Source organism: Exiguobacterium aurantiacum, assembly GCF_024362205.1.
Classification (GTDB): Bacteria; Bacillota; Bacilli; order Exiguobacteriales; family Exiguobacteriaceae; genus Exiguobacterium; species Exiguobacterium aurantiacum_B.
The window spans coordinates 2928892-2951253 of record NZ_CP101462.1 but is presented as its reverse complement, the minus strand read 5'-3'; the positions used below and the strand labels follow the sequence as shown (position 1 = coordinate 2951253).

20 protein-coding genes are annotated in these 22362 nt (G+C 52.3%); 12 read left to right on the top strand and 8 right to left on the bottom strand.

The genetic code is table 11. The features are described from left to right. Positions 1-97 precede the first annotated feature (97 nt). The 7 genes from NMQ00_RS15350 to NMQ00_RS15320 form a co-directional block, all read right to left on the bottom strand. A complete protein-coding gene (locus NMQ00_RS15350; RefSeq protein ID WP_255177377.1) occupies positions 98-1351 on the bottom strand; it encodes an MFS transporter in 1254 nt (417 codons plus the stop codon). A gap of 120 nt (positions 1352-1471) precedes the next feature. After that, on the bottom strand, positions 1472-3481 hold the full coding sequence (locus NMQ00_RS15345) for a catalase (protein WP_255177376.1): 2010 nt from the start codon (positions 3479-3481) through the stop codon (positions 1472-1474). A 108-nt stretch (positions 3482-3589) separates the two neighbouring features. Beyond that, complete coding sequence (locus NMQ00_RS15340) at positions 3590-4756, bottom strand: heparinase II/III domain-containing protein (RefSeq protein ID WP_255178736.1); 1167 nt, start codon at positions 4754-4756, stop codon at positions 3590-3592. A gap of 236 nt (positions 4757-4992) precedes the next feature. Next, entirely contained in the window at positions 4993-5400 is a 408-nt protein-coding gene (locus NMQ00_RS15335) for a hypothetical protein (RefSeq protein WP_255177375.1), read from the bottom strand. Positions 5401-5512: 112 nt separating this feature from the next. Further along, complete coding sequence (locus NMQ00_RS15330) at positions 5513-6175, bottom strand: hypothetical protein (protein ID WP_255177374.1); 663 nt, start codon at positions 6173-6175, stop codon at positions 5513-5515. 50 nt (positions 6176-6225) lie between these two features. Further along, positions 6226-7431 carry an NAD(P)/FAD-dependent oxidoreductase gene (locus NMQ00_RS15325; protein WP_255177373.1) on the bottom strand — a complete coding sequence of 402 codons (1206 nt, stop codon included), beginning with the start codon at positions 7429-7431 and terminating at the stop codon, positions 6226-6228. A gap of 122 nt (positions 7432-7553) precedes the next feature. Next, positions 7554-11060, bottom strand: coding sequence for a lamin tail domain-containing protein (locus NMQ00_RS15320; RefSeq protein WP_255177372.1), 3507 nt, complete (start codon positions 11058-11060; stop codon positions 7554-7556). 387 nt (positions 11061-11447) lie between these two features. On the opposite strand from NMQ00_RS15320, the gene NMQ00_RS15315 reads away from it, so the two are divergent. From NMQ00_RS15315 to NMQ00_RS15260, 12 genes are all read left to right on the top strand, one after another. Then, entirely contained in the window at positions 11448-12203 is a 756-nt protein-coding gene (locus tag NMQ00_RS15315; protein ID WP_255177371.1) for an alpha/beta hydrolase, read from the top strand. Between the two features lie 184 nt (positions 12204-12387). Further along, positions 12388-14043: a glycoside hydrolase family 13 protein gene (locus NMQ00_RS15310; protein WP_255178735.1), complete on the top strand. Its 1656-nt coding sequence runs from the start codon at positions 12388-12390 to the stop codon at positions 14041-14043. Positions 14044-14485: 442 nt separating this feature from the next. Beyond that, a complete protein-coding gene (locus NMQ00_RS15305; protein WP_255177370.1) occupies positions 14486-16894 on the top strand; it encodes a Na+/H+ antiporter subunit A in 2409 nt (802 codons plus the stop codon). Then, positions 16891-17328 carry a Na(+)/H(+) antiporter subunit B gene (locus NMQ00_RS15300; RefSeq protein WP_255177369.1) on the top strand — a complete coding sequence of 146 codons (438 nt, stop codon included), beginning with the start codon at positions 16891-16893 and terminating at the stop codon, positions 17326-17328. Before NMQ00_RS15305 ends, NMQ00_RS15300 begins: the two co-directional genes overlap by 4 nt. Next, positions 17328-17666, top strand: coding sequence for a Na(+)/H(+) antiporter subunit C (locus NMQ00_RS15295; protein WP_029333926.1), 339 nt, complete (start codon positions 17328-17330; stop codon positions 17664-17666). Before NMQ00_RS15300 ends, NMQ00_RS15295 begins: the two co-directional genes overlap by 1 nt. Next, positions 17659-19149: a Na+/H+ antiporter subunit D gene (locus NMQ00_RS15290; RefSeq protein WP_255177368.1), complete on the top strand. Its 1491-nt coding sequence runs from the start codon at positions 17659-17661 to the stop codon at positions 19147-19149. The genes NMQ00_RS15295 and NMQ00_RS15290 overlap by 8 nt, the downstream gene beginning before the upstream one ends. Next, positions 19146-19622, top strand: a complete 477-nt coding sequence (locus tag NMQ00_RS15285; protein WP_255177367.1) for a Na+/H+ antiporter subunit E — start codon at positions 19146-19148, stop codon at positions 19620-19622. Before NMQ00_RS15290 ends, NMQ00_RS15285 begins: the two co-directional genes overlap by 4 nt. After that, positions 19622-19897 carry a Na(+)/H(+) antiporter subunit F1 gene (locus NMQ00_RS15280; protein WP_024370997.1) on the top strand — a complete coding sequence of 92 codons (276 nt, stop codon included), beginning with the start codon at positions 19622-19624 and terminating at the stop codon, positions 19895-19897. The genes NMQ00_RS15285 and NMQ00_RS15280 overlap by 1 nt, the downstream gene beginning before the upstream one ends. Further along, entirely contained in the window at positions 19884-20243 is a 360-nt protein-coding gene (mnhG, locus tag NMQ00_RS15275; protein WP_255177366.1) for a monovalent cation/H(+) antiporter subunit G, read from the top strand. Before NMQ00_RS15280 ends, mnhG begins: the two co-directional genes overlap by 14 nt. A 41-nt stretch (positions 20244-20284) precedes the next feature. After that, on the top strand, positions 20285-20617 hold the full coding sequence (locus tag NMQ00_RS15270) for a hypothetical protein (protein ID WP_255177365.1): 333 nt from the start codon (positions 20285-20287) through the stop codon (positions 20615-20617). Between the two features lie 64 nt (positions 20618-20681). Beyond that, the gene (locus tag NMQ00_RS15265) at positions 20682-20885 is read left to right on the top strand and encodes a YwbE family protein (RefSeq protein WP_021067949.1); all 204 of its coding nucleotides are present in this window, start codon (positions 20682-20684) and stop codon (positions 20883-20885) included. Position 20886: 1 nt separating this feature from the next. Continuing rightward, positions 20887-21054 carry a hypothetical protein gene (locus NMQ00_RS15260; RefSeq protein ID WP_200881508.1) on the top strand — a complete coding sequence of 56 codons (168 nt, stop codon included), beginning with the start codon at positions 20887-20889 and terminating at the stop codon, positions 21052-21054. 113 nt (positions 21055-21167) lie between these two features. Here NMQ00_RS15260 and NMQ00_RS15255 read toward each other — a convergent pair whose 3' ends face one another. Further along, entirely contained in the window at positions 21168-22079 is a 912-nt protein-coding gene (locus tag NMQ00_RS15255) for a hypothetical protein (RefSeq protein ID WP_255177364.1), read from the bottom strand. Positions 22080-22362 lie beyond the last annotated feature (283 nt).

Genomic DNA, 22362 nt, shown 5'->3' with positions numbered 1-22362 from the left:
AAACATAACTAAAGCAGTATAACAAAAGGATAGGGGTTTGTCCGAGCAGACGCTTATCACTGGAAAAACCGATGCGTATTCACGCATCGGTCGAGCATCATGTCAGGTGACGACGGTACCAAAGGACAAGCGGAACGAGGACGAGAGAGACGATGCCGCCGAGCAGGGACAAGGTCAGATAGCTAGACTGGGCGGCGATGATGCCGGAGAGCATACCACCGGAAGCGCCGGATAAGGCAATCCATACATCGACCGAGCCTTGCGTCTTCGCGCGTGTCTCGGTCGTCGTCGCATCGACGAGGATGGCCGTCCCGCTGATGAGCCCGAAATTCCAACCGACCCCGAGTAGGACGAGCCCGACGATTAAGAAGAACAAGGAATCAGCCGGGGCAAAGGCGGCGACGACACCGGCAAGAAACAATGTCATGCCCGAAGCGATCGCCATCACCTCACGTCCAATCCGGTCGACGAGTATCCCGGTGACGAGAGACGGCAAATACATGGCCCCGATGTGAAAACCGATGACGAGGCCAACCGCACCGAGCTCATGGCCATGGTGACGCATATGGACAGGTGTCATCGTCATGATGGCGACCATCACGATTTGGCTGAGAACCATGACGAAGGCTCCGACATAAACGCCACGGTGACTATGCGCAGCTTCGACCGGTTGTGCCGACGAAGTGGCCTCCTTCCGTTTCGCCTCGATCGCACGAGCGACGAGGAGCGGGTCAGGGTTCAAGAATACGAGCAAAATGAGTCCGGCGAACAGGTAGGCTACACCGGCAAGTAAAAAGGGTCCAGATAGCGTCGGCAAGCCGAGCCCCTCGGCGACACGTCCCATAGGTCCGACCAAGTTCGGACCGGCGACGGCCCCGAACGTCGTCGAGACCATCGCGATGCTGACGGCCGTCGCCCGCTCGGTCGCATTCGCCAAATCCGTCCCGGCGTAACGGGCTTGGAGGTTCGTCGCCGTCCCAGCCCCGTAAACGAGAAGCGAGAGGAACAAGAGCGGCACGCTCTCGAGTGTCGCGGCAACAATGACACCGAATGCGCCGACCGCACCGGTCAAAAATCCTGTCGCCAGTCCGAAACGGCGTCCGACTCGTTGTGACATCAATCCAATCAAAAACGCAGCGGCAGCAGAGCCGAGCGTGAACAGGGCCGTCGGGACGCCCGCATACGCGTCGGTTCCGAGTAAATCACGTGCCAATAAAGCACCAACCGTAATCCCGGCGGCGAGACCGGCACCGCCGAACACTTGCGAGAGCACGACGATGACTAGCGTTTGTTTATATAACTTTCTTTGGTGCTCGAGGTTTTCCACATATGTAGCCATCTTTTTTCGCATCTAGTCATTCCTCCTTTACGCTATATACCCCACCAAGTATATCGCTAGAGTGGAGGAGAGGGGAAGCGCGTAAAAAGGATTCGACCCGTCGATTTGGGTCGAATCCTTAAACTGTTCACGTTAGGCGCGGTCCCAGAACCGGCCTTTCGCGATGCCGTCGATAAACGTATCGAAGCCATCGAGACTATGTTGTTTGAACGTGTAGACGCCAGGTTGGTCCGTCTTCACGCGGCAATGGTCGAGCACTTCATCATGATGCAGATGCAACGCGAGCGGCTTGAAGTGTTTATACGTGTTCTCGATGAACTCGAGCACGTCGTCTTCGACCGAAGTCGCCGTGCTGACGAGGAAAGCGGCGTCGAACAGGCTCGAGTCGACCGTATCGTACGTCTCTTTCACTTTCAGGTCGCCGAGCGTGTACGATTTCTTCCCGACGAGGCTGTAATTGACTTTGTTGTCGGCGAGCACCTGGACCCACGCCTTCACTTGCGCGGCATCGACGTCTCCGGCGAGCAGGACGGCGACGCTCTTCGTGTCCGGTTTCGCGATCGTGTTGGCCATGCTGAGTGCCGGTGAGGTCTTGTCCGAGACGACTTCATTGTTCTCGGTCGGAAGCTCGACACCTAGATTGTCAGCGACGACTGAGGCGAGGTGACGGTCGATGCGATTCAACAGGTCGACGGCGTTCTCTTTGACCATGTCCGACTCACATTTGCCGAGCTCGAAGCTGTAGGCGTCTTGAATGTGCTGCTTTTCGACGTCGGTCATGCTGTTATAGAAAAGCTTCGCCTGCGAATAGAAGTCGAGGAAGCTGTCGCTCCGGCCCCGAATCTTATGGCCGTCCACTTTCTCTTGATAGTGCTCGAACCCGCCTTGCTCAGCTGGAACGGGCTCTGGTTGGTTGTTGTTGAGCGCGTTTTTATGGTAGCTCGTCTGTCCTTTATGGACGGCCATCTGATGCATGCCGTCGCGCTGGTTGTTATGGAACGGACAGACCGGCTTATTGATCGGGAGTTGATGGAAATTCGGTCCCCCGAGACGTGACAATTGTGTATCCGTGTATGAGAACAGGCGTCCTTGAAGGAGCGGGTCGTTCGAGAAGTCAATGCCGGGCACGAGGTGGCCAGGGTGGAAGGCGACTTGCTCGGTTTCAGCAAAGAAGTTGTCAACGTTTCGATTGAGCATCATCTTACCGACAAGTTTGACCGGTACGTCTTCTTCCGGCCAAAGTTTCGTCGGGTCGAGGATATCGAAGTCGAATTTGAACTCATCTTCTTCCGCGATGATTTGAAGTCCGAGCTCCCATTCCGGGTAATCGCCTTTATCGATCGCCTCATACAAGTCGACGCGGTGGAAGTCGGCGTTCTTGCCGAGCGCCTTTTGTGCTTCGTCCCACACTTGCGAATGGACGCCAAGTTTTGGTTTCCAATGGAATTTGACGAAATGTGCCTTGCCTTCCTTGTTGACGAGTCGGAACGTGTGCACGCCGAACCCTTCCATCATGCGCAGGCTGCGCGGGATGCCGCGGTCGCTCATCGCCCACATGACGTGGTGAGCTGCCTCATGATTTTGACCGACGAAGTCCCAGAACGTGTCGTGGGCACTTCCGCCTTGCGGCACTTCCGTGTGCGGCTCAGGTTTCACGGCGTGGACGAGGTCCGGGAATTTGATGGCGTCTTGGATGAAGAAGACGGGCATATTGTTCCCGACGAGGTCATAGTTGCCTTCATCGGTGTAAAATTTCGTCGCGAATCCGCGTACGTCGCGGACGGTGTCCCCGGAACCGCGCGAACCTTGTACCGTCGAGAAACGTACGAACACCGGTGTCACTTTAGATGGATCATTTAAAAAATCGGCTTTTGTATACTCGGCGAGCGGCTCGTATACTTGGAACTCTCCGTGGGCGCCGACGCCACGCGCGTGCACGATGCGCTCAGGAATCCGTTCGTGGTCGAAATGCGTCATCTTTTCACGGAAATGGAAATCCTCGATGAGCGTCGGTCCACGACGCCCGGCTTTGAGCGAAAACTCATCCTCCGCCATCTTTAGACCTTGGTTCGTCGTGAGCCCGGCTTGCTGCTCGTTATCGATCATATGTTGTTTTAATTGCTCTTCTTTCTTGTTCCCCATGTTGTTGCCTCCCTTTAAGTATGTGCACCCGCTGTAAGCCACGTTTTGGCCTACTTAACGAGTTTTCCCTAACCGACCGAGAAAAAACCCCCATTTTCCAAATGGAGGTTAGCGTAACATGGATAAGGTTTTCGTCTTGCCGTCCGACAGTTTGTAGCGCACGACATAGTGGCGCGCCGTCGTCTGAACAGTGGCGGATGTGATTTTCGTCGTCTTCTCACCGATATGAATCAGCGTCAAATATTCGACTTGCTTGCCGCGCCTGGTCGTCACGACTTGATTGCGGCGTTGCCAATCATAGTCGCGGTATGAGACGTAACTCGCACCGACGGCGACTTTCGGGGTCGTGCCGACCTCGAGTTGCAACAAGTGGATGGAGCGGTTTTCCTTGTCTTTGAACAAGGCATGACGGCTTCCGCTCGAGACGCGGTTCAAACCGGTCCCAAGATGGAACCGTTGGACGAACGAGGTCGTCGTCGGACTCGTGATGTCATCGTACACGAGCACTGTTCCGTCACGGTCGTAGGCGAGGCGACGAGTGTGCGTCATCCCCTGACCGAGCAGTCCGCTCGTCCCGGCGGCCGTCCATTGAGTCGACGAAGCACCGACCGACGTGATTTGACTGCGCCGCAAGTTGCTCGGCGTCAAGTTGAAGTTCTTACCTACCACGTGGACGGTGTTGTGGGCCGCGGCCTGCATGACGACCTTCCGCTCGGACCGGTTCGTATAGGCGTAACGACCGCTCTCAACGAGGAAATCACGCCCGTAACCATAAAGATCGATCGATAAGTCGTCGGCGTGCTTGTGGATGTTGCTGTGATAGCCAGCCGTCATCATCACTTGAACCGAATCACGGACCGGACCGGCGTTGCCACCCCAATGTTGACGGAAGAAGGCGTACTGGTTCGACAGCTTGCCGACCCGGGTCGACGGTTGCGTCCCCGATTGCCCTTGCGTCATCGCATAGTACAAGTGCGGATAGCGCTCGATATAGGGAATCGCGTCCGGACGGTGGACGATGGACGGGGTGTCGCCGAACATCGGCAACGTCCCATTCGGTTTCAACATGTACGTCAGTGCACCAGGCATGTTTTTGACATCCCGCATCCGGCTCGACAAGGCGAACCGGTTAGCGGCGGCCCAGTCGTTGAAACGGGCGAGCGTGTCGTATAAATAAATCTGATAGAACGGCGAGTGTTCAAGGTGGACGCCGTCCGTGCTCAAGCTATGGTTCAATTGCTGCGTGAGACGGTTCGTCGCGAGGGCACGCCACAGCGATAGAAACTCCGGTGTGTCTCCGCGACAGCGGTCAACGCCATATCTTGGAACATGCCGTGGTTGTTGTTCGGTTTATAAAAGCTCGGCGTCGCGAGGAGCGACGCATGCTCATACAGCGTCTTGGCGAACAGTTGCGAGAACGCCGGATCGGTGTTGACGGTGGACGAACGGAACTCGTTCCAAAAGTTGAACAGATGGAATGTCCGAATCGCCGTGCCGTGATCATGATACGGTCATGGATAGCGTTTGTAGTTCGCAGCCGGATATTGCTTGGTCCAACTCGTCACGATCCGCTTTCCGTAACGGAGATACTCATTGTTCCCGGTCACCGCGTACGCTTGTGTCAACTGGTTCAACGTCGTGAAGTAATGGATTTGGAACTTGAATGACTTCGAGTCGACCTCAGGGACGCTGACGTCGAAGCAGTATGTATCGATGTTCGGGACACGCAACTGATAGGGCGGGGAGGGGATATACCAGTTCCCTTTCGGCTTGAGTGTCTTGCCGACAAATTGATAGAGCGTTGTGCCGGAAGGAGCGCTCACCTCATAGGGAGGAGTCGTCACGGCCTCGGCGGATGGTGGCGTCATAGTAGAACCCATGACGAACAATAGCACCCACAAAATGATCAATCGTTTCATAACGTCTTCTTTTCTTTGGCCGTTCAATCGGTTGCATGTATACATTTAGTGTACAATTATATATTTAACCAAATAAAGGGAAATTAAATGTATTTTTTCTGGAGGATTCAGGTTATAACGCGGCCCAAACGTTCTGCTTTAATACGATTTGTTGGACGGTTTCTGGATTCAAGTCGTATTTCGTGGAAATGGCGCGGGTCACCTTCGCTTTCAAGTCCGGATCGTCCGACTGTTCCGCTTCGTAGACACGATTCCATGCTTCCCAGACATTTGCTTCCTGGTCGGTTAGTTGGGCGTCCCATTCTTTCTCTATCAACTGCCACCCGAACGTCATGTCTTCATAGGTACCTGGTTCTGTCATGTCAGCGAGACTCCAGTCCCCATCGGGCGCAAATACGGCCTCACCAAGCGGGGATTCTGTACCGACGTAGGCTTCGTGGTCATAAAAACGGATGAGGGCGGCTTGAAACGTGTCGCGAGCCGTCACCTCGTCAATCACATCGTGGCTGATGGATTGGAGCGTCTCCACATCAGGTTGGCCATGTACGACAACGTCGTACGCATAACGAACGGATTCGTCTTCTTTCACGGCCTGCCTCGCTACAATCGTATAGCGTCCTGTTTCGCGCGTTACGTCTGTTTGTGCGGCCGCGTCATCGATTTCCTCATCGGCAGGCTCATGCGGCCAAGCATAGACTGTCAAGACGATGGCGGGTATGAAGAGAAGAGCGCGCCTTAGGCGGTATACCCATCTCGGTTTTCGTTTCGTTGTCATCTAAATCACTCCAATTCTTATGTATCAAAAAATCCCCTGATGTCAGGGGATTAACGTGTCCGATCTAATCGTACAATCCGAGCATCTGGATGATCGATGCCGCGAACCAACTCGCTCAAGATTTTAGAACCTAACATACTGTACACCGTGCCGTTACCCCCATATCCGAGTAGATAGAAGAGGTTCGGTCGGTCTGGATGTTCCCCGATAAAGGGCAGCTGGTCGATTGACTCGCCGAACAGGGCCACCCAAGCATATTCAACTGTCAATTCATACATCGGGAACAAAGCCTCGACTTCTCGCCGCAACCGTTCGGCCCGTCTTTGGATGAGCGCCTCGCTATGCGGGGTCTCTGCTTTTTCTTCATCGAGCCCGCCGGCGATAATCCGGCCGTCGACGGTCGTCCGCAAATAGAGGTAAGGTCGTTTCGTCTCCCAAATGAGCGCCTGACCGTCCCATTCTTTAAAATCGGGTACGGGATTCGTCGCGATCGCATAGGAACGGTTGAGCTCGATGCGATGGGTATCGAGGAGCGGGGCAGGACGATAGCCCGTCGCAAAGATGACATGACCTGCCTTGAACGTTCCCGCGGGTGTCAAGACGAGCCAGTCATCTCCATCGGCGACGACGTCCGTGACGTCCGTCTCTTCAAAGATTGGGACGTTCTGTGTCGACAAGTAACGGACGACCTGACGGCTGAGCGTGAGCGGATTGACCTCGGCGTCCCCGTTCGTGACCAAGCCGGCCGGTTTATCGAACGGGTACCGTTCCTGTAACGCCTCCCGGTCGAGCCATTCGGCTTGAAGCCCATGTTTCGTCAGCATCTCATACTCCCGTTTCAATTTGGAGACATCTGCCTCACTGCTGGCAAAGCAAAGACTATCGCGTCGAATATAGACGTCTTTGGCATCGACCGTCTCGGCGACCTCGTCGAGCGCATCAACCGCCTCGGCGCACAGTTTATAGAAACGGACGGCGTCTTCTTCACCGATTTGCTCGGCGAGTTCATGCAACATAATGTCGTTCGAGTATTGGATGAGTCCCGTGTTCGCCGCCGTACTCCCAGCCCCGACTTTCCCTTGGTCGATGACGGCGAAATCGACACCGTCCTTGTGAAGCGTATAGGCCGTCAGTGTCCCGGACATGCCTGCGCCGATGACGAGTACGTCGTAGCGTTCTTTCTTGATTGGTTTCTGTAAGACGATCTGTTCCGATTCCGTAATCGACCAATATAAATTCCCGTTATGCATCTCCATGACGTCATCCTCCGATAATCAGCATCTTCTACTTAATCCCCGAATTTTGCGAATGAAAACGCAAAATACCGCAGACAATCTGTCTGCGGCATGAAGAATCTGAAGAAAAATCGATTCAACTGTTATTTCTTGATGACGACCGTTTTCGCGGATGCGCCTTTCGTGTAACTGATTCGTTTCACATTTTCGGCTCCACGAATCTCGGCCAAGTTCGTGCCGTCGACGATGACTTCTTTGACCGTTGCGCCGTCGAAGTCGATGATGGCGCCAGCTTGTTTCGGTTTCACTTGAACGACAACGTTTTTGAGCGGTTCACCTGTCAATTCAGTGTAAGCGCCACGTATGAAGATACCGTTCTTGAAGTTCGTGCCTTTGCCAATCGTCACGCCGATGAAGTCGTCTTGAAGGACGAGGCGTGCAGCCTTGTTGTTCTCGACCGTGTAACGCGTCAATTCAACTTCTGGCTCCGGAGTGAGATCGATTTGTGCGAGGACCGGATCGTGGTCACTGGCGCGGCCTGACATCTCCGTGAAGTCCGCGTTGACGTGAATCATATCGATCTCGGTCGTCGCCGCTAAACGGTTCGACACGAGGATATGGTCGAGCACTTGCGAGTTGCCTTGGTAGACGTATGAGTAACGGTCGACGGCTGGCACTTTTTCGACCATGTTCGTCATCAAGTCACCTTTGAAGATTTGCATCGCATCCGAGAATTCGAAGTCGTTGAAGTCACCGAGGGCGACGACGTTCGCGTCCGGATTGTCCGTCTTCACGTCAGCGACGAAGTCATGGACGATTTGTGCGATTTTCTTACGTTGTACTTCACTGCCGAGGACGACCGGTTGCTGTGAACCGAAGAAACCAGTATCGCCACCTTTTGAATTCCAGTGGTTGGCGATGACGACGACGTTCTCGCCTTGGAAGTCGAACTGGGCTGCGAGCGGCTTGCGTGAGCTGTTGAAGGCTGGGTCGAGTGGCTCGATCCGGCCCGGGTTATGCGTCAATTTCCCGTTCTCATAGCCGACAGCCGTCGTCGCGTCACCGGCAGGGATACCCTCTGTGAGCGAGACGCGCTCAGGGTTATACAAGAAGCCGACACGGATGTTGGCGTTCGGTGCACCGCCGTCTTTATTGTTCTCAGGATCGATGTTGACGTACTTGTACGTCTTGCCGCCGACGGCGACGATGTTGTCAATCAAACGCTGATAGCTTTGGTCAGCTGCAGCATCTCCGGTGCTTTGCCCGTTGTTGTCTTGAACTTCGGTCACGCCGATGATGTCGGGACTGTTCAACTCTTCAACGAATGCTTTCGCGAGTTTGAGTGCCTTCTCATCCGACGTCTCTTTCAAGTTGTTCGAGAAGTTCTCCAAGTTATACGAAGCGATCGTCAATTTATCTTCTTTCGCTTCGATGAACGTCGTCTCACGTTTGGCATCACCTTTGACGAAGGATGCCTTCATCTCATCGAGACCAGCTTGAATCTTGTAGTTCCCATACGAATAACCGACGACCCCGACGATTGGGCCGTTGAAACGGTCACCAGTCGCGACATCGAAGTCACGTGCTTCTACGTTCGGCTCGAGACGGAATTGGATCCGTTCCGGATTGGCGTCATCTTTCTTCAAAAGGATTCCTCCGTTGAACGTCTCGACAGGCGTGCTCTCGAGCACGGTCACGAGGTCGCCGTTTTGTTGCGGGGAGACTGATTTGAGGTTGCCCGTCTCGACGCGCATCCCTTCAAGGCTCTCCCAGAAGTCAATGGCGTCTTTGTCCGGATTGAAGACGGCGAGGGCATCGCTGTCGATAAACTCAGTCGGCAAGTTCGACTCGTCAATCTTCACTGGCGTCGGAAGTGCGACGCCGCTCTTAACGACGCTGACACTGCCGTTACGCGTATCGATTTGCGTCATCTTCATGTCCGTCTGTTGGCGGTCGCTATATCCTTCGATGGCGTACTCGCTGACGAGACCTTTCACGCTGACGAGGTCACCGACTTGGATGCCTGCGATCGAACGTCCGCCATACAAGATGATGCCTTCTGACGTACGCGCATCTTGATCGGCTTCCATGTCAGGCGTTTGAATATAGTAGTATGTCGTACCCAGTGAGACGAATGAGTACGTGACGATTCCTTCGACGCCTTCGACCGTCTGGCCGTTCAGCGGTGACGTGTGGCTCGCACCTTGAATATCATGGATGCGAATTTTATCTGTGATCTTATAGTCATATGTTGTTACGGCGCTGAACGCATCACCCGATTTGACGGCGACTTTGAGCGTTTTCGTCGTTTCGATGCGAACAGGTGCTGTATAGAGCGTGCCGTTCACTTTCGGGTCCGACCCGTCGAGCGTGTAATAGATGTCGGCGCCCGCTGTCGTCGTCGAGAGCGTCACGTCTTGTGGACCGACGAACGTGCCCGCACCTGGCTTCGCTGTGGCCGGGCGGAGTACCGACGCGTCAATGACCGTGTCAGACACGTCACGTGGGATGATTTGATACGTGTTATCAAACTGTTGCACGATCCCTGTGATTGACGAGTAGTTGACGTCCGTCTGTAAATCGAGAATGCCGCGCTCGTCACGGACGACGAATTCTTTCGTTCCGTCCGTCGCCGTCAAGTTTTGCCCGCTACCTGAGAGGGTGACGTTATTGACGGTGACGAGTTCAGACTCGACGTCCTCATTAATCTGTTCGCCTGTGAGGACTTGCGCAGGCGGGACGCTCGCCGCTTGTTTTGACACGACGACGGCGCTGTTCAATTGAAGCAGTTCACGATACGAACCGATGGCACCCGTGACGACGACTTCATCACCGACGTTGACGGCGAGTGACGTCGGACGGACCGAGAGGCCGCCTGTCGCATCTTGAATCGAAATCGTATTTGCCAGTTTAGCTGTCACGACACCTTTAATCGTGACCGTTTCGCCTTCGGCTTTCGAACGAGCGTCACTAATCGAGATTGGAGTGACCGGTGCCGGTGGTTCGACCGTACCGCCATCACCATAGACGACGCCTTGGAACGTGTGCGATCCGAGGTTCGTGAACGTATCGATTGGTTGTGAGTTCCATTCAGTGGCCGGGTCGAACGCATCCGCGCCGTTCGCATCCCCTGTCGTGACCGTATCTTTCCGAACCAACGACTGGTCCACCGTGGCGACCGTCGTTCCCCATTTCGTGCCCGGGTCGAATCCGACTTGACCGAAGACGTCGAGCACCGTGTCGCCTTTTTTCAAGACGAGCGTGTCGTCGCCGTTAAAGTTTGTCACACCGCTCGTTGCGTTCGATTTCGCTTTCAAGGCATCGTTCGCACTGCCGTTGACGATGACGTACGTGCCACCTGGCTGAAGTGTCCCCGTCAAGTTGAGCGTCGTGCCTGGCGTGGCCGCGCCGTTCGCGTACAATTCAAGTTTATAGGCCGAGAGGTCGATGGCCGCATTCGTTCCATTGAACAGTTCAATCGCTTTGTTGTTGCTCGATCCTTCAACGTATTCCGAGATGAATAGGTCTGAAGCGTTCAACGTCTCTGCGTGTACGTTTGCCGCAATCGGCGTCATGCTGCTGATGATGAGTCCGGCTGATAAGGCGAGGCCGGTCATTTGTTTGAATGAACGTGCTTGTGGTTTCCCCATGTGTTAGTCTCCCTTTGATTATGTAGATGGCCGATACGATGTCCCAATTCGTGTGGTCTCTTACTTGAGTGGATGCCCCCTTTAGCCAAAACGAAATGATAGCGCTTACATTACTGAACTTGACGCAAGGAAAACGCGTGCATGCTTCCCCCATCGTTTGACGGATTTCACTATCATTTACCAACTTTTCAACTACATGTTAAACATAACCAAGCAGACGTCAGAACTCAATCCACTTATTGCGAAGTTCGTATTACAGTTTGATTACAGGCTTGAAGAAAACCGAGCAAGAGGTCAATCGGGTTGACGGGACGTCCTCCAACTCTTACAATTCATTAATACAATTAAGTGTATCGGTTAACTGTGGATTAAATAGGGAGGAAACGAATGACGACAATTACTTATCCGGTCATCCCGGGAGCGGGCGCGTTTTATTATGAAGGAAATGACATCGGCATCTTGTTATGCCATGGCTTTAACGGGACGCCCCAGAGTGTGCGTGACGTCGGGATCGACTTGATGGAGAAAGGATTCACCGTCTATGCGCCTCGGCTCAAAGGACATGGGACGGACCCAGAAGAGTTTCGACAATCGACCCACCGCTGCTGGTATGAGTCGATGGAAGACGGCATCAATCTATTGCGCGAGCGATGTCGACACGTCGTCGTCGTCGGGCAGTCGATGGGTGGAACGCTGGCGATGAAGGCCGCCTTGTCGGGTCAAGCCGATGCGATCGTCACCATCAATGCGGCGCTGTCGGTACCGGGCTATGCCTGTCACGCCAAGGATGATGTCTGTAGGTTCATCGATGAAGACGAACCGGACATCTGTGCACCGGGCGTGTACGAGATCGTCTACGACAAAGTCCCGACATCAGCCATTCGTGAACTGCTCGCGCTCATCGAGGAGGTGCGACCGATGGTGGCCGAGGTGAACGTCCCGACGTGCGTCATCCATTCTGCCATCGACAACGTCGTCCCACCGGAAGACTCGGTATGGCTATATGAACAAGTGCGAGCTCCAAAACAACGGGAAGTGCTCGAACAGTCGTATCATGTGGCCACGATGGACCATGACCGGGAGCGGTTGGCCGACGTCATCGGCGCATTCTGTGAACAAGTTGCGACGGTCTCAAAAATGTAGTCTCCGGACTACATTTTTTTATGTCCTATTATTTGCAAACGCTTGCACAAGTGCTATTGTAGGATTAGATTCAGCCTAAAACAGGTATTGCTGTTCAAGTATATTTAAATATAAATGATGAGATGTAGGAGGCAAACGGTGTATGGAGTCAATGGTCAGTAGACAACGAGAGAAACAGAAAACGATCACCCGCACATGGTGGAAAGAAGCAATCGCATATCAGATTTATCCGCGCAGTTTTAAAGATTCGAACGGGGATGGGATTGGGGATCTCCGTGGCATCATCGAGAAGCTCGATTACTTAGAAGACCTTGGCATCGATGTGATTTGGCTATGTCCGATGTACAAGTCCCCGAACGATGACAACGGCTATGATATCTCGGACTATGAAGACATCATGGAAGAGTTCGGGACGATGGAAGACTTTGACGCTTTGCTCAAGGCTGTCCACGCGCGTGGGATGAAGCTGCTCTTAGACCTCGTCGTCAACCACACGTCCGATGAGCACCCTTGGTTCGTCGAGTCGAAGCGCTCGAAAGACGACCCGAAACGCGACTGGTACATCTGGCGCGACGGGACGGATGGGGGACCCCCGAACAACTGGGCGAGCATCTTTGGTGGTTCGGCTTGGGAATACGATGAAACGACCGAACAATACTATTTGCACGTCTTCTCGAAAAAACAGCCAGACTTGAACTGGGAAAATGAACAAGTGCGCGGCGCCGTCTATGACATGATCAACTGGTGGCTCGACAAAGGCATCGACGGATTCCGGGTCGACGCGATTAGCCACATCAAGAAGATGCCGACCGAGACGATGTTACCATCTCCGGATGGGAAGCCGTACGTCACGGCGTTCTCGATGTATTCGAACATCGAGGGCATCCATGACTACCTCCAAGAGATGAAACAGGCGACGTTCGCCAATTACGATATCATGACGGTCGGCGAGACGAACGGGATCGAGCCGCAGGCAGCCGACTTGTGGATGGGACCGGAGAATGGAGCGATGAACATGGCGTTCCATTTCGACCATGTCGACATCATGCGCAAGTCACGTCTAGCGCCGCTCGACGTCGTCGAGCTGAAACGCATCTTTGACAAGTGGCAACAAGGCCTGCTCGAAACAGGGTGGAACGCCCTCTATATCGAGAACCATGACATGGTCCGCGCCGTCTCGCTCGTTGGGGACGAGAACCACTATTGGCGTGAGAGCGCGACCGCCCTCGGTATGATGTACTTCTTCATGCACGGGACACCGTTCATCTATCAAGGGCAGGAAATCGGCATGAAGAACGTGCCACTGCCATCGATCCATGATTATGACGATGTGGCGACGAAAAATGAATACTTTGAACGGATCGCCAACGGGATGAGCGAAATCGATTCGATGCAGCAAGTGTGGGGCACGTCGCGCGACAACGTCCGCACCCCGATTCAATGGGACGCGTCACCGAACGCCGGTTTCTCGACAGCGTCGCCATGGATGCCGATTCATGAGGAGTATGAGACGCTCAACGTCGACGCCCAATCGAAGGATGCCCATTCAATTCTTTCGTTCTATAAGGCGATGATTCGTCTCCGTCGGACGGAAGACACGTTTATGTATGGCAGTTACCGTGATTTGTTGCCGGACCATCTGCAAGTGTTCGCCTATGAGCGCACGTTTGAAGAACAAACGTTTTATGTCATCGTCAACTTGACGGCGAACCCTGCCGAGACGACGCTCCCTGATCTCGACAAGGCGACGCTCGTGTTAACGAATGAGATGGACCCTGAGACGATTGAGACGGACACGTTTATGTTGCGACCGTTCGAGGCTAGGTTATATCGTCTCTAACAATCGAAAGAGCATGTTCTGGATGAACAGAACATGCTCTTTTTGTCGTTTTTGGAGAGTATTAGGTTGTAACAGGTTTGAAAATAAATGATGTGACTGACCATTAGATGTATTTAAAAGTAAATTAAATTCCATTAAAAGGATTTTAAAAATGTCGTGAAAAATAAAAAAATATCACGTTTCTTCTTATTAACAAGTTCATGTGAATTTGAATCCAAGAGAGCAAGAAGGGTGAAACCTCAAAAAAAGTACGATATACTGGGAACCAACAACACATTGAGAGAGCATTAAAAAAACGTTCAAGGTTGAGCGTGTTTGGATTTGGGTAATTAAATTATAAAATCTAGGCCTTGTTGAATCGTCCTTGAAAAGGGAGTCACATTCACTAATGTAAAAAAATACCTTTAAAGGTATATTGAGAAAGTTTGAAGGAGGGAACACTTTGTCCGCATTGCATTGGGTGATTTTATCACCTTTTATATTCGCACTGATCATCCCGTTTTTGTTTAAGTACGTCTCTAAAATTCATACCGGTTGGTTTGTTTGGCTCTTGCCAACGGCCCTATTCATTTATTTCATGAATTGGTTGCCGGTCATCTCGTCCGGTCAAGTCGTGGAAACGACGATTTCTTGGATTCCGGCGCTAGGAATTGATTTCACTGCGTATTTAGACGGATTGAGTATGTTGTTCGTCTTATTGATTACCGGAATCGGGTCACTTGTCGTGTTGTATTCCATCTTCTATCTATCGAAGAAAGAACGACTCGGTAACTTCTACGTTTACTTGATGCTGTTCATGGGAGCGATGCTCGGTGTCGTCTTATCGGACAACTTGATTGTCTTGTATGTGTTCTGGGAAGTGACGAGTGTGGCGTCGGCCCTTCTCATCAGCTACTGGTTCCATAAGGACAAGTCGACGAAAGGTGCTCAAAAGTCGATGCTGATCACCGTGGCAGGCGGACTCGCCATGCTCGGTGGTTTCGTATTGCTCTACCAAATGACCGGTACGTTCAGCATCCGGACGATTATCGCGAACGTCGATATTGTCCAGGCGAGCCCGCTCTTCGTTCCAGCGATGATTCTCATCCTGCTCGGGGCGTTCACGAAGTCGGCCCAGTTCCCGTTTCACATCTGGTTACCGGACGCGATGGAAGCACCGACGCCGGTCAGTGCATACTTGCACTCGGCAACGATGGTCAAAGCAGGGATTTATCTCGTCGCTCGAATGACGCCGGTGTTTGGCGGCTCGAACGTCTGGTTCTGGACGCTGTCGATTGTCGGACTCGTGACGCTCCTTTGGGGTTCGATTTCAGCCGTCCGGCAAAAGGACTTGAAAGGGATTCTCGCCTTCTCGACGGTCAGTCAGCTCGGTCTCATCATGTCGCTCCTTGGAGTCGGCTCGGCTGCGCTGACGGGTGGGGCCGATGATCCGATTTACTCGCAAGCGATTCTCGTCGCTGTCTTTCACTTATTCAACCATGCGACGTTCAAAGGTGCGCTCTTCATGGCGGTCGGGATTATCGACCATGAGACGGGGACGCGTGATATTCGCAAACTCGGCGGTTTGATGACGGTCATGCCAATCACGTTCACTGTCTCACTGATTGGTCTCGCCTCGATGGCCGGGCTCCCACCGTTCAACGGATTTTTGAGTAAGGAGAAGTTCTTCTCGGCCATGTTGAACGTGCGTAACTTCGAAGCGTTCGATGTCGGTTCGCTCGGGTTCCTCTTCCCGCTCATCGCCTGGATCGCGAGTATCTTCACGTTCCTCTACAGCTTGATTATGTTCTTCCACACGTTCCGTGGAAAGTTCGAGCCGAGCAATTATGAACGAAAAGTGCACGAGGCACCGATTGGGATGCTCCTCAGTCCAATCATTCTCGTCGTGCTCGTCATCGTCTTTGGCTTATTTCCAAACTTGTTGTCGTATTCGATTATCGAACCGGCAAAACAAGCAATTTTACCAACGGTCTTGCCAGAAGGCGAACAATTCGTCGTCGATATCAAACTTTGGCACGGAATCAATACGGAGCTTCTGATGACACTCGGTGTCGTCTTGATCGCTTCGTTCTTGTTCTATCTCATGCACCGCTGGATGAAACTCGCGATTTACAACCGCGAGCGTGACCCGTTCAACTGGTTCTATGACAATGCGCTCACTGGCCTCACGTCAGGTTCACAGTGGATTACACGCCTTCAAATGACGGGGTTATTGCGTGACTATTTCGCATATATCTTCACGTTCATGTTGTTCCTCGTCGGCTATACGTTCTGGCGCTTCGATGCATTCGCCATCGATACGGCGAACACGAGTGTGATTGAACCGTTCATGTGGATTTTGATGCCGCTCCTTATCGGGGCGATCGTCACGATCCCGTTCTTGAACCACCGCATCACGGCGGTCATCGTCGTCGGTGTCATCGGGTTCTTGCTCGCGCTGCTACTCATCGTGTTCCGCGCTCCAGACTTGGCGCTCACGAAACTGCTCGTCGAGACGGTCACGCTCGTCATCTTCATGCTGGCGTTCTATCACTTGCCGGAGATGCGAAAAGAGAAGTTCACGCCTCGGTTAAACGTGGCCAACCTCTTTATCTCGATTGGTGTCGGCGTCATGATGACGCTCGTCGCGCTCAGTTCGACAGCACTCGGGAACGAGGCCGGATATGAATCAATTTCAGATTACTTCCTCGAAAATGCGAAAGAACTCGCTGGAGGTTACAACGTCGTCAACGTCATTCTTGTCGACTTCCGTGGACTCGATACGTTGCTCGAAGTGCTTGTGTTGGCTGTTGCGGCCCTCGGGATTGTCACATTGATTAAACTGCGCTTGAAAGGAGGAGAAGACGTATGAAACGACATGTGAGAGCGAGTAACTTGATGCTCCATAACATCACCCGGGTCGTCACATTTGTCTTGCTCGCCTTCTCAATCTATTTGTTCTTCGCCGGCCACAACAACCCCGGCGGAGGGTTCATCGGTGGATTGATGACGGCGAGCGCGCTTCTCCTCATGTATTTAGGTTTTGATATGAAGCGCATCAAAAAAGCAATTCCGTTCAACTTCACAACGATGATTGCCGTCGGCTTGCTCGTCGCCTTGTTCACAGGCGTGTCGAGCATGCTGTTCGGTTATCCGTTCTTGACTCAGTTTTTTGACTACTACGACTTACCGGTCCTTGGAACGACCGAGCTGTCAACGGCGCTCCCGTTCGACCTTGGAATTTACTTGGTGGTCGTGGCCATTGCCCTGACAATAATTTTAGCGATTGCGGAGGATGATTCGTAATGGAAATACTCATGTCGATTACGGTCGGTGTCCTCTTCATGGTCGGCACTTACCTGTTACTGACGAAAAGCTTATTGCGAATCGTGCTCGGACTCATTTTGCTGTCGCACGGGGCGCACTTCTTACTATTGACGATGGCTGGCCTGCAAAGTGGGACACCGCCGCTTCTGAACTTGAATTCGGAAGCGTACGCTGACCCGTTGCCGCAAGCACTCGTCTTGACGGCGCTCGTCATCAGCTTTGGGATGACATCGTTTCTACTTGTCCTGTCATACCGGACATACAAAGCGTTTAAAACGGATGATTTAGAACAATTGAGGGGGTCGGCTGATGAATAACTTGCTCGTACTCCCATTCTTGATTCCATTTGCGGTCGGAGCGGTTTTAATTCTGTTCTCGAAACGCATTGCGTTACAACGTTTCTTAAGCGGCTTGACGGCCGTACTCATGCTCGGCGTCGCGACGTACTTGCTCACTGTCGTTCGGTCCAAAGGGGTTGTCGTCCTTGAGGTCGGCAATTGGTCGGCACCGTTCGGGATTGTGCTCGTCGCCGACTTGTTCGCGGCGATCATGGTGCTCATGTCGGCCATCGTCGGACTCCTTTGTCTCTTCTTCGCGTTTCGGACGATTGCGCCGGAACGTGAGAAGTTTTACTTCTATCCGTTCTATTTCTTCTTGTTGACGGGTGTGAACGGGGCGTTCTTGACGGGCGATATTTTCAACTTGTTCGTCTTCTTCGAAGTCATGCTCATCTCATCGTATGTCTTGATTGTCATGGGTGGGACGAACTATCAACTTCGGGAGTCGCTCAAATACGTCGTCATGAATATCTTTGCCTCCATCTTGTTCATTGCGACGATGGCATTCACGTATGCGGTGACAGGCACGCTCAACATGGCGCAACTTGCCGAGCGTGTCGCCGAACTAGAACAGGTCGGGGTGTTAAATGTCATCGCCATGTTCTACTTCATCGTCTTCGGGATGAAAGGGGCATTGTTCCCACTTTACTTCTGGTTGCCGCGTTCTTACTTCGGACCGCCGGCCGCGGTCGCCGCCTTGTTCGGCGGATTGCTGACGAAAGTCGGGATTTACGCGATCATTCGGACGTTCACGCTCATCTTCCCGCACAATCAGGAGTTCACGCAGCCGATTCTCATTTGGGTCGGGGCGATTACAATCGTCATTGGCGGACTAGGCGCCGTATCGAACTTCGACTTCAAGCGCATCCTGTCGTACCATATCGTGTCGCAGGTCGGCTATATGGTCATCGGTCTCGGTCTGTACACGAGTCTCGCGATTGCAGCGGCGATTTACTATATCGTCCACAACATCATCGTGAAGACGGCGCTCTTCCTCTATGCGGGGACGGCGCAACGGATTACCGGTACGACCGATTTGAAGCAGATGGGTGGCTTGTTGAAAACGCACCCGCTCCTCGGTTGGATGTTCTTCATAACCGGGATCGCCATCGCCGGAATCCCGCCGTTCAGCGGCTTCGTCAGCAAGCTCTCGCTCGTCGTCTCGAGCTTTGAGACAGAGCAATACGTTGTCGGCGGCATCGCACTCGCTGTCGGGATGTTGACGCTCTTCTCGATGATTAAAATCTTCATGTATGTGTTCTGGGGCGAGCAAAAGCATACGAAAGCCCAAGGTAAGACGAAAGTCGGCGATTTGTTGCTTCCAGCCATTCCGCTCGTCATTTTGACGACGGTGCTCGGCGTCGCAGCCCAGCCGATTCTCTCGTTCTTCCTCGAGGCGTCGGACCAGTTACTCGATCCGTCGATTTATATTGATTCAGTCTTGAAAGGAGGGGGCGCATGACGTTCCAAATCGTTTTAAACACCGTCATCGCCATCATGTGGGCGGTGCTTTGGAATAGCTACACAGGCGTCGATTTCCTGCTCGGTTATATCGTCGGGATTTTCATCCTGTTCGTATTGCGCCGCTTCCTTCATTTCGATTTCTATATGCGCCGGGTCTTCGCTGCGTTCAAGTTGATTGCGTTGTTCATCAAAGAATTGATTATGTCGAACATCGATGTCGTGAAAGTGTTGCTCAGTCCGAAACTCGACATTGAGCCCGGCATCATCGAAGTGCCGACGCAGCTCAAGTCGGATTGGGAATTGACGCTTTTAGCGTCGCTCATCAGCTTGACGCCAGGGACGCTATCGATGGATTTTTCGGAAGATAAGAAGTCGATTTTCGTCCATTCGATTCATGTGCCAGATAAGGAACAGATGATTCGAGAGATTCACGATTCGTTCGAAAAAGCAATTATGGAGGTGACGCACTAATGTTTAAAGTGTTGCTCATGATTGCCTTGTTCTTCATGTCCATCTCGCTCGTCATCTCGTTCATCCGGACCGTGAAAGGGCCGACGATGCCAGACCGGATTGTCGCGCTCGATGCGATTGGAATCACGTTGATTGGCGTCATCGGGATTTTGATGATTCTTCAAGAGACGATTGCTTATGCCGAGGTCATCCTCGTCATCGGGATTTTAGCGTTCATTGGAACGATTGCACTGTCAAAATTCGTGGAGAGGGGGGATATCTTTGACCGCGATTGAATGGATTGTTGCGATTCTTTGTCTCATCGGTGGTTTTCTCAGCTTGGTCGGCGGAATCGGTTTCATCCGCTTCCCGGACGTCTATGGACGGACCCATTCGGCGACGAAGAGTGCCACACTCGGTGTCATCACCGTCATGGTTGGTACGTTTCTCTACTTCTTATTCGTAGAAGGGATGTTCTCCGGCAAGATTTTGCTGACAATCCTCTTCGTCTTCTTGACGGCTCCGCTCGCAGCACTGATGGTATCCCGGGCCGCTTATCGAACCGGCGTCCCGCTCTCGAAATTGACGACGCAGGATGACTTAAAGAAAAAATACCCGGAAGCACGAAAAGACACGAATTGACACTCTCTGATTCGGAGAGTGTTTTTGTTAGGAGGGGTTCGATGCATCACTTTGAAATCGGCAACGAAATCGAGACACACCGCTTCACCATCGTGGGTGCTGACCGTAATACGTTGACAGTCGATTTGTTCGGCCATAGGGAAGGCGTGCACGTTGCAGATTACGTCAGGTTCGTTCGCGCGCTCACGGAAGCCTACACCCGATTAGATGGGAGAGCAGAACTTGTCAGCGAGATAGGGAACGCCTTATTGACACTTACTTTCAAACGGGGACAGGTCGAGGTACGGCTCGTCCGCGACAGGGCCGTTCGAGCGTTTCGAACCAATCAAAGCTACGTGATGCCGGCGCTTGCCCAGATAGGGATTGTCGAATAGATTGTGACAAACGCGGGAAAAGAGCATATGATAGAGGTTGACTATACGGAAAGGGGTGTCGGGTATGGATGGCACGAAACGCGCGGACATTCGCCCAGGGCTCCACGTCCAGATTGTCCTAAAACAAGATCAGCGGAGTGGGAAGTTGACGTCAGGCGTCGTCAAAGACATTTTGACGAACTCGCCGCGTCACCCGCACGGCATTAAAGTACGCTTAAGCGATGGACAGGTCGGTCGGGTGAAAGTGATCGAAGCTGGAGGTGAATGACATGAGTGAAAAGAAATTAAGTTTTCAAGAGGCGATGAAGCAAAAGCTCGCCGAGAAGAAACAGAACGATACGAAAGTGCCGACAGGACTTCGTGGGACGAAGCAGAAACCGTTGACGAACCAGTTGACGAAGAAGCCGAACAACCAGAAGAAACGGACGGGCATCTAAAAAGCAGCCGCTCAGTGAGCGACTGCTTTTTTCTTCGTCCATACCCGTTCAATCATGTGACGTACCGATGAAATAGCCATTGTTGAAGTGGTCAAGCAATTGTTGATAATACTTCATCTGTGTTCGATGTTCTGGCTCGCAAGTGCTGCGTCTGCACCGGCAAGCATCTCACCGACGGTCAACCCGACTTCGCTATTGTCTATGGCATAGACTAGCTCGAGATCGAGCACATCAGCACCGTTTAACAAGACGTTGATTTTTGCACCAGTCAGTTGCATGATCAATCGTTTCTCTTCGGTCATTCCTTTTTTCGCAGGATCCATGAGCAGGGCGAGTGCTTCACGGTCGTCAATCACGCTGTAGGTTTGGCCGTTGATTGTAATGACTGTTCCATACGAGAACGTCACTTTGTCGAAGTTGAATGTGTTTTTCCAGAAGCCGATTGTATACACATCATAGTCGTCTATTGGTGGCGGTGGTGGCGTACATTCTTCCACTGTCAACGTGACGTAACGGACCCATGGGTTGAGACCCGGATCGTCACCCGGATAGGCGGTTTCGTCAGCGCCATTCACCACTGTGTCCAAGTGAAGGAAGACGTTGAATTGGAAACCGTCCGACAAGAGTGTCGATACAGGGACTCCAAGGTAACCGGCGAGCGCATCGTACGAGATGAACAGCTGTGTCGGGTCGACAAGTGATTTGGTCTTGAATTCATATGCACCGGGATTTCCGCGTGCAAGCGACTCGCTCAATAAACGGAAATCAATCTTGATATTCTCCGATACATCTTGCAAGACGACCCCGCTATTCAAATCGATGACGATTTTCAGATCGCCGTTTACAAACTCAAAGTCGACCGTACCAATCGGGTTGTCCTGCCCCGCGTAAATCGTTGTACTCGACGTCGTCGACACACACCATTGTTGACTACTTTCTTCCGCAACGACTCCTTTCATTGGCAAGAGCGACAGCACGAACATGAGCACGAACAAGAGTGACCACCATTTTCGATGCTTCTTCATCTCATTCCCTTCTTTCCTCGTGATGACTGAACGTGGTGTTAGAGAAGGCGCGCACCTATAGTTAGATATTACCCGGTAAATCTCGGTTCATTCAGGGAACAGGGAAATAATTCAAACGGAATGAGGAATTTTCATAACTTTCACAATGGAACCTATTCATAAAGCGAATAGTTTGAAACAATTTGAATGTAGACATCAAAAATGAGAAGGGAAATAAAGATTTATTATTTCTTTCAAATAACTTTGTAAGCGCTTTAAATAAAGCTATAACTCATTATTTGTT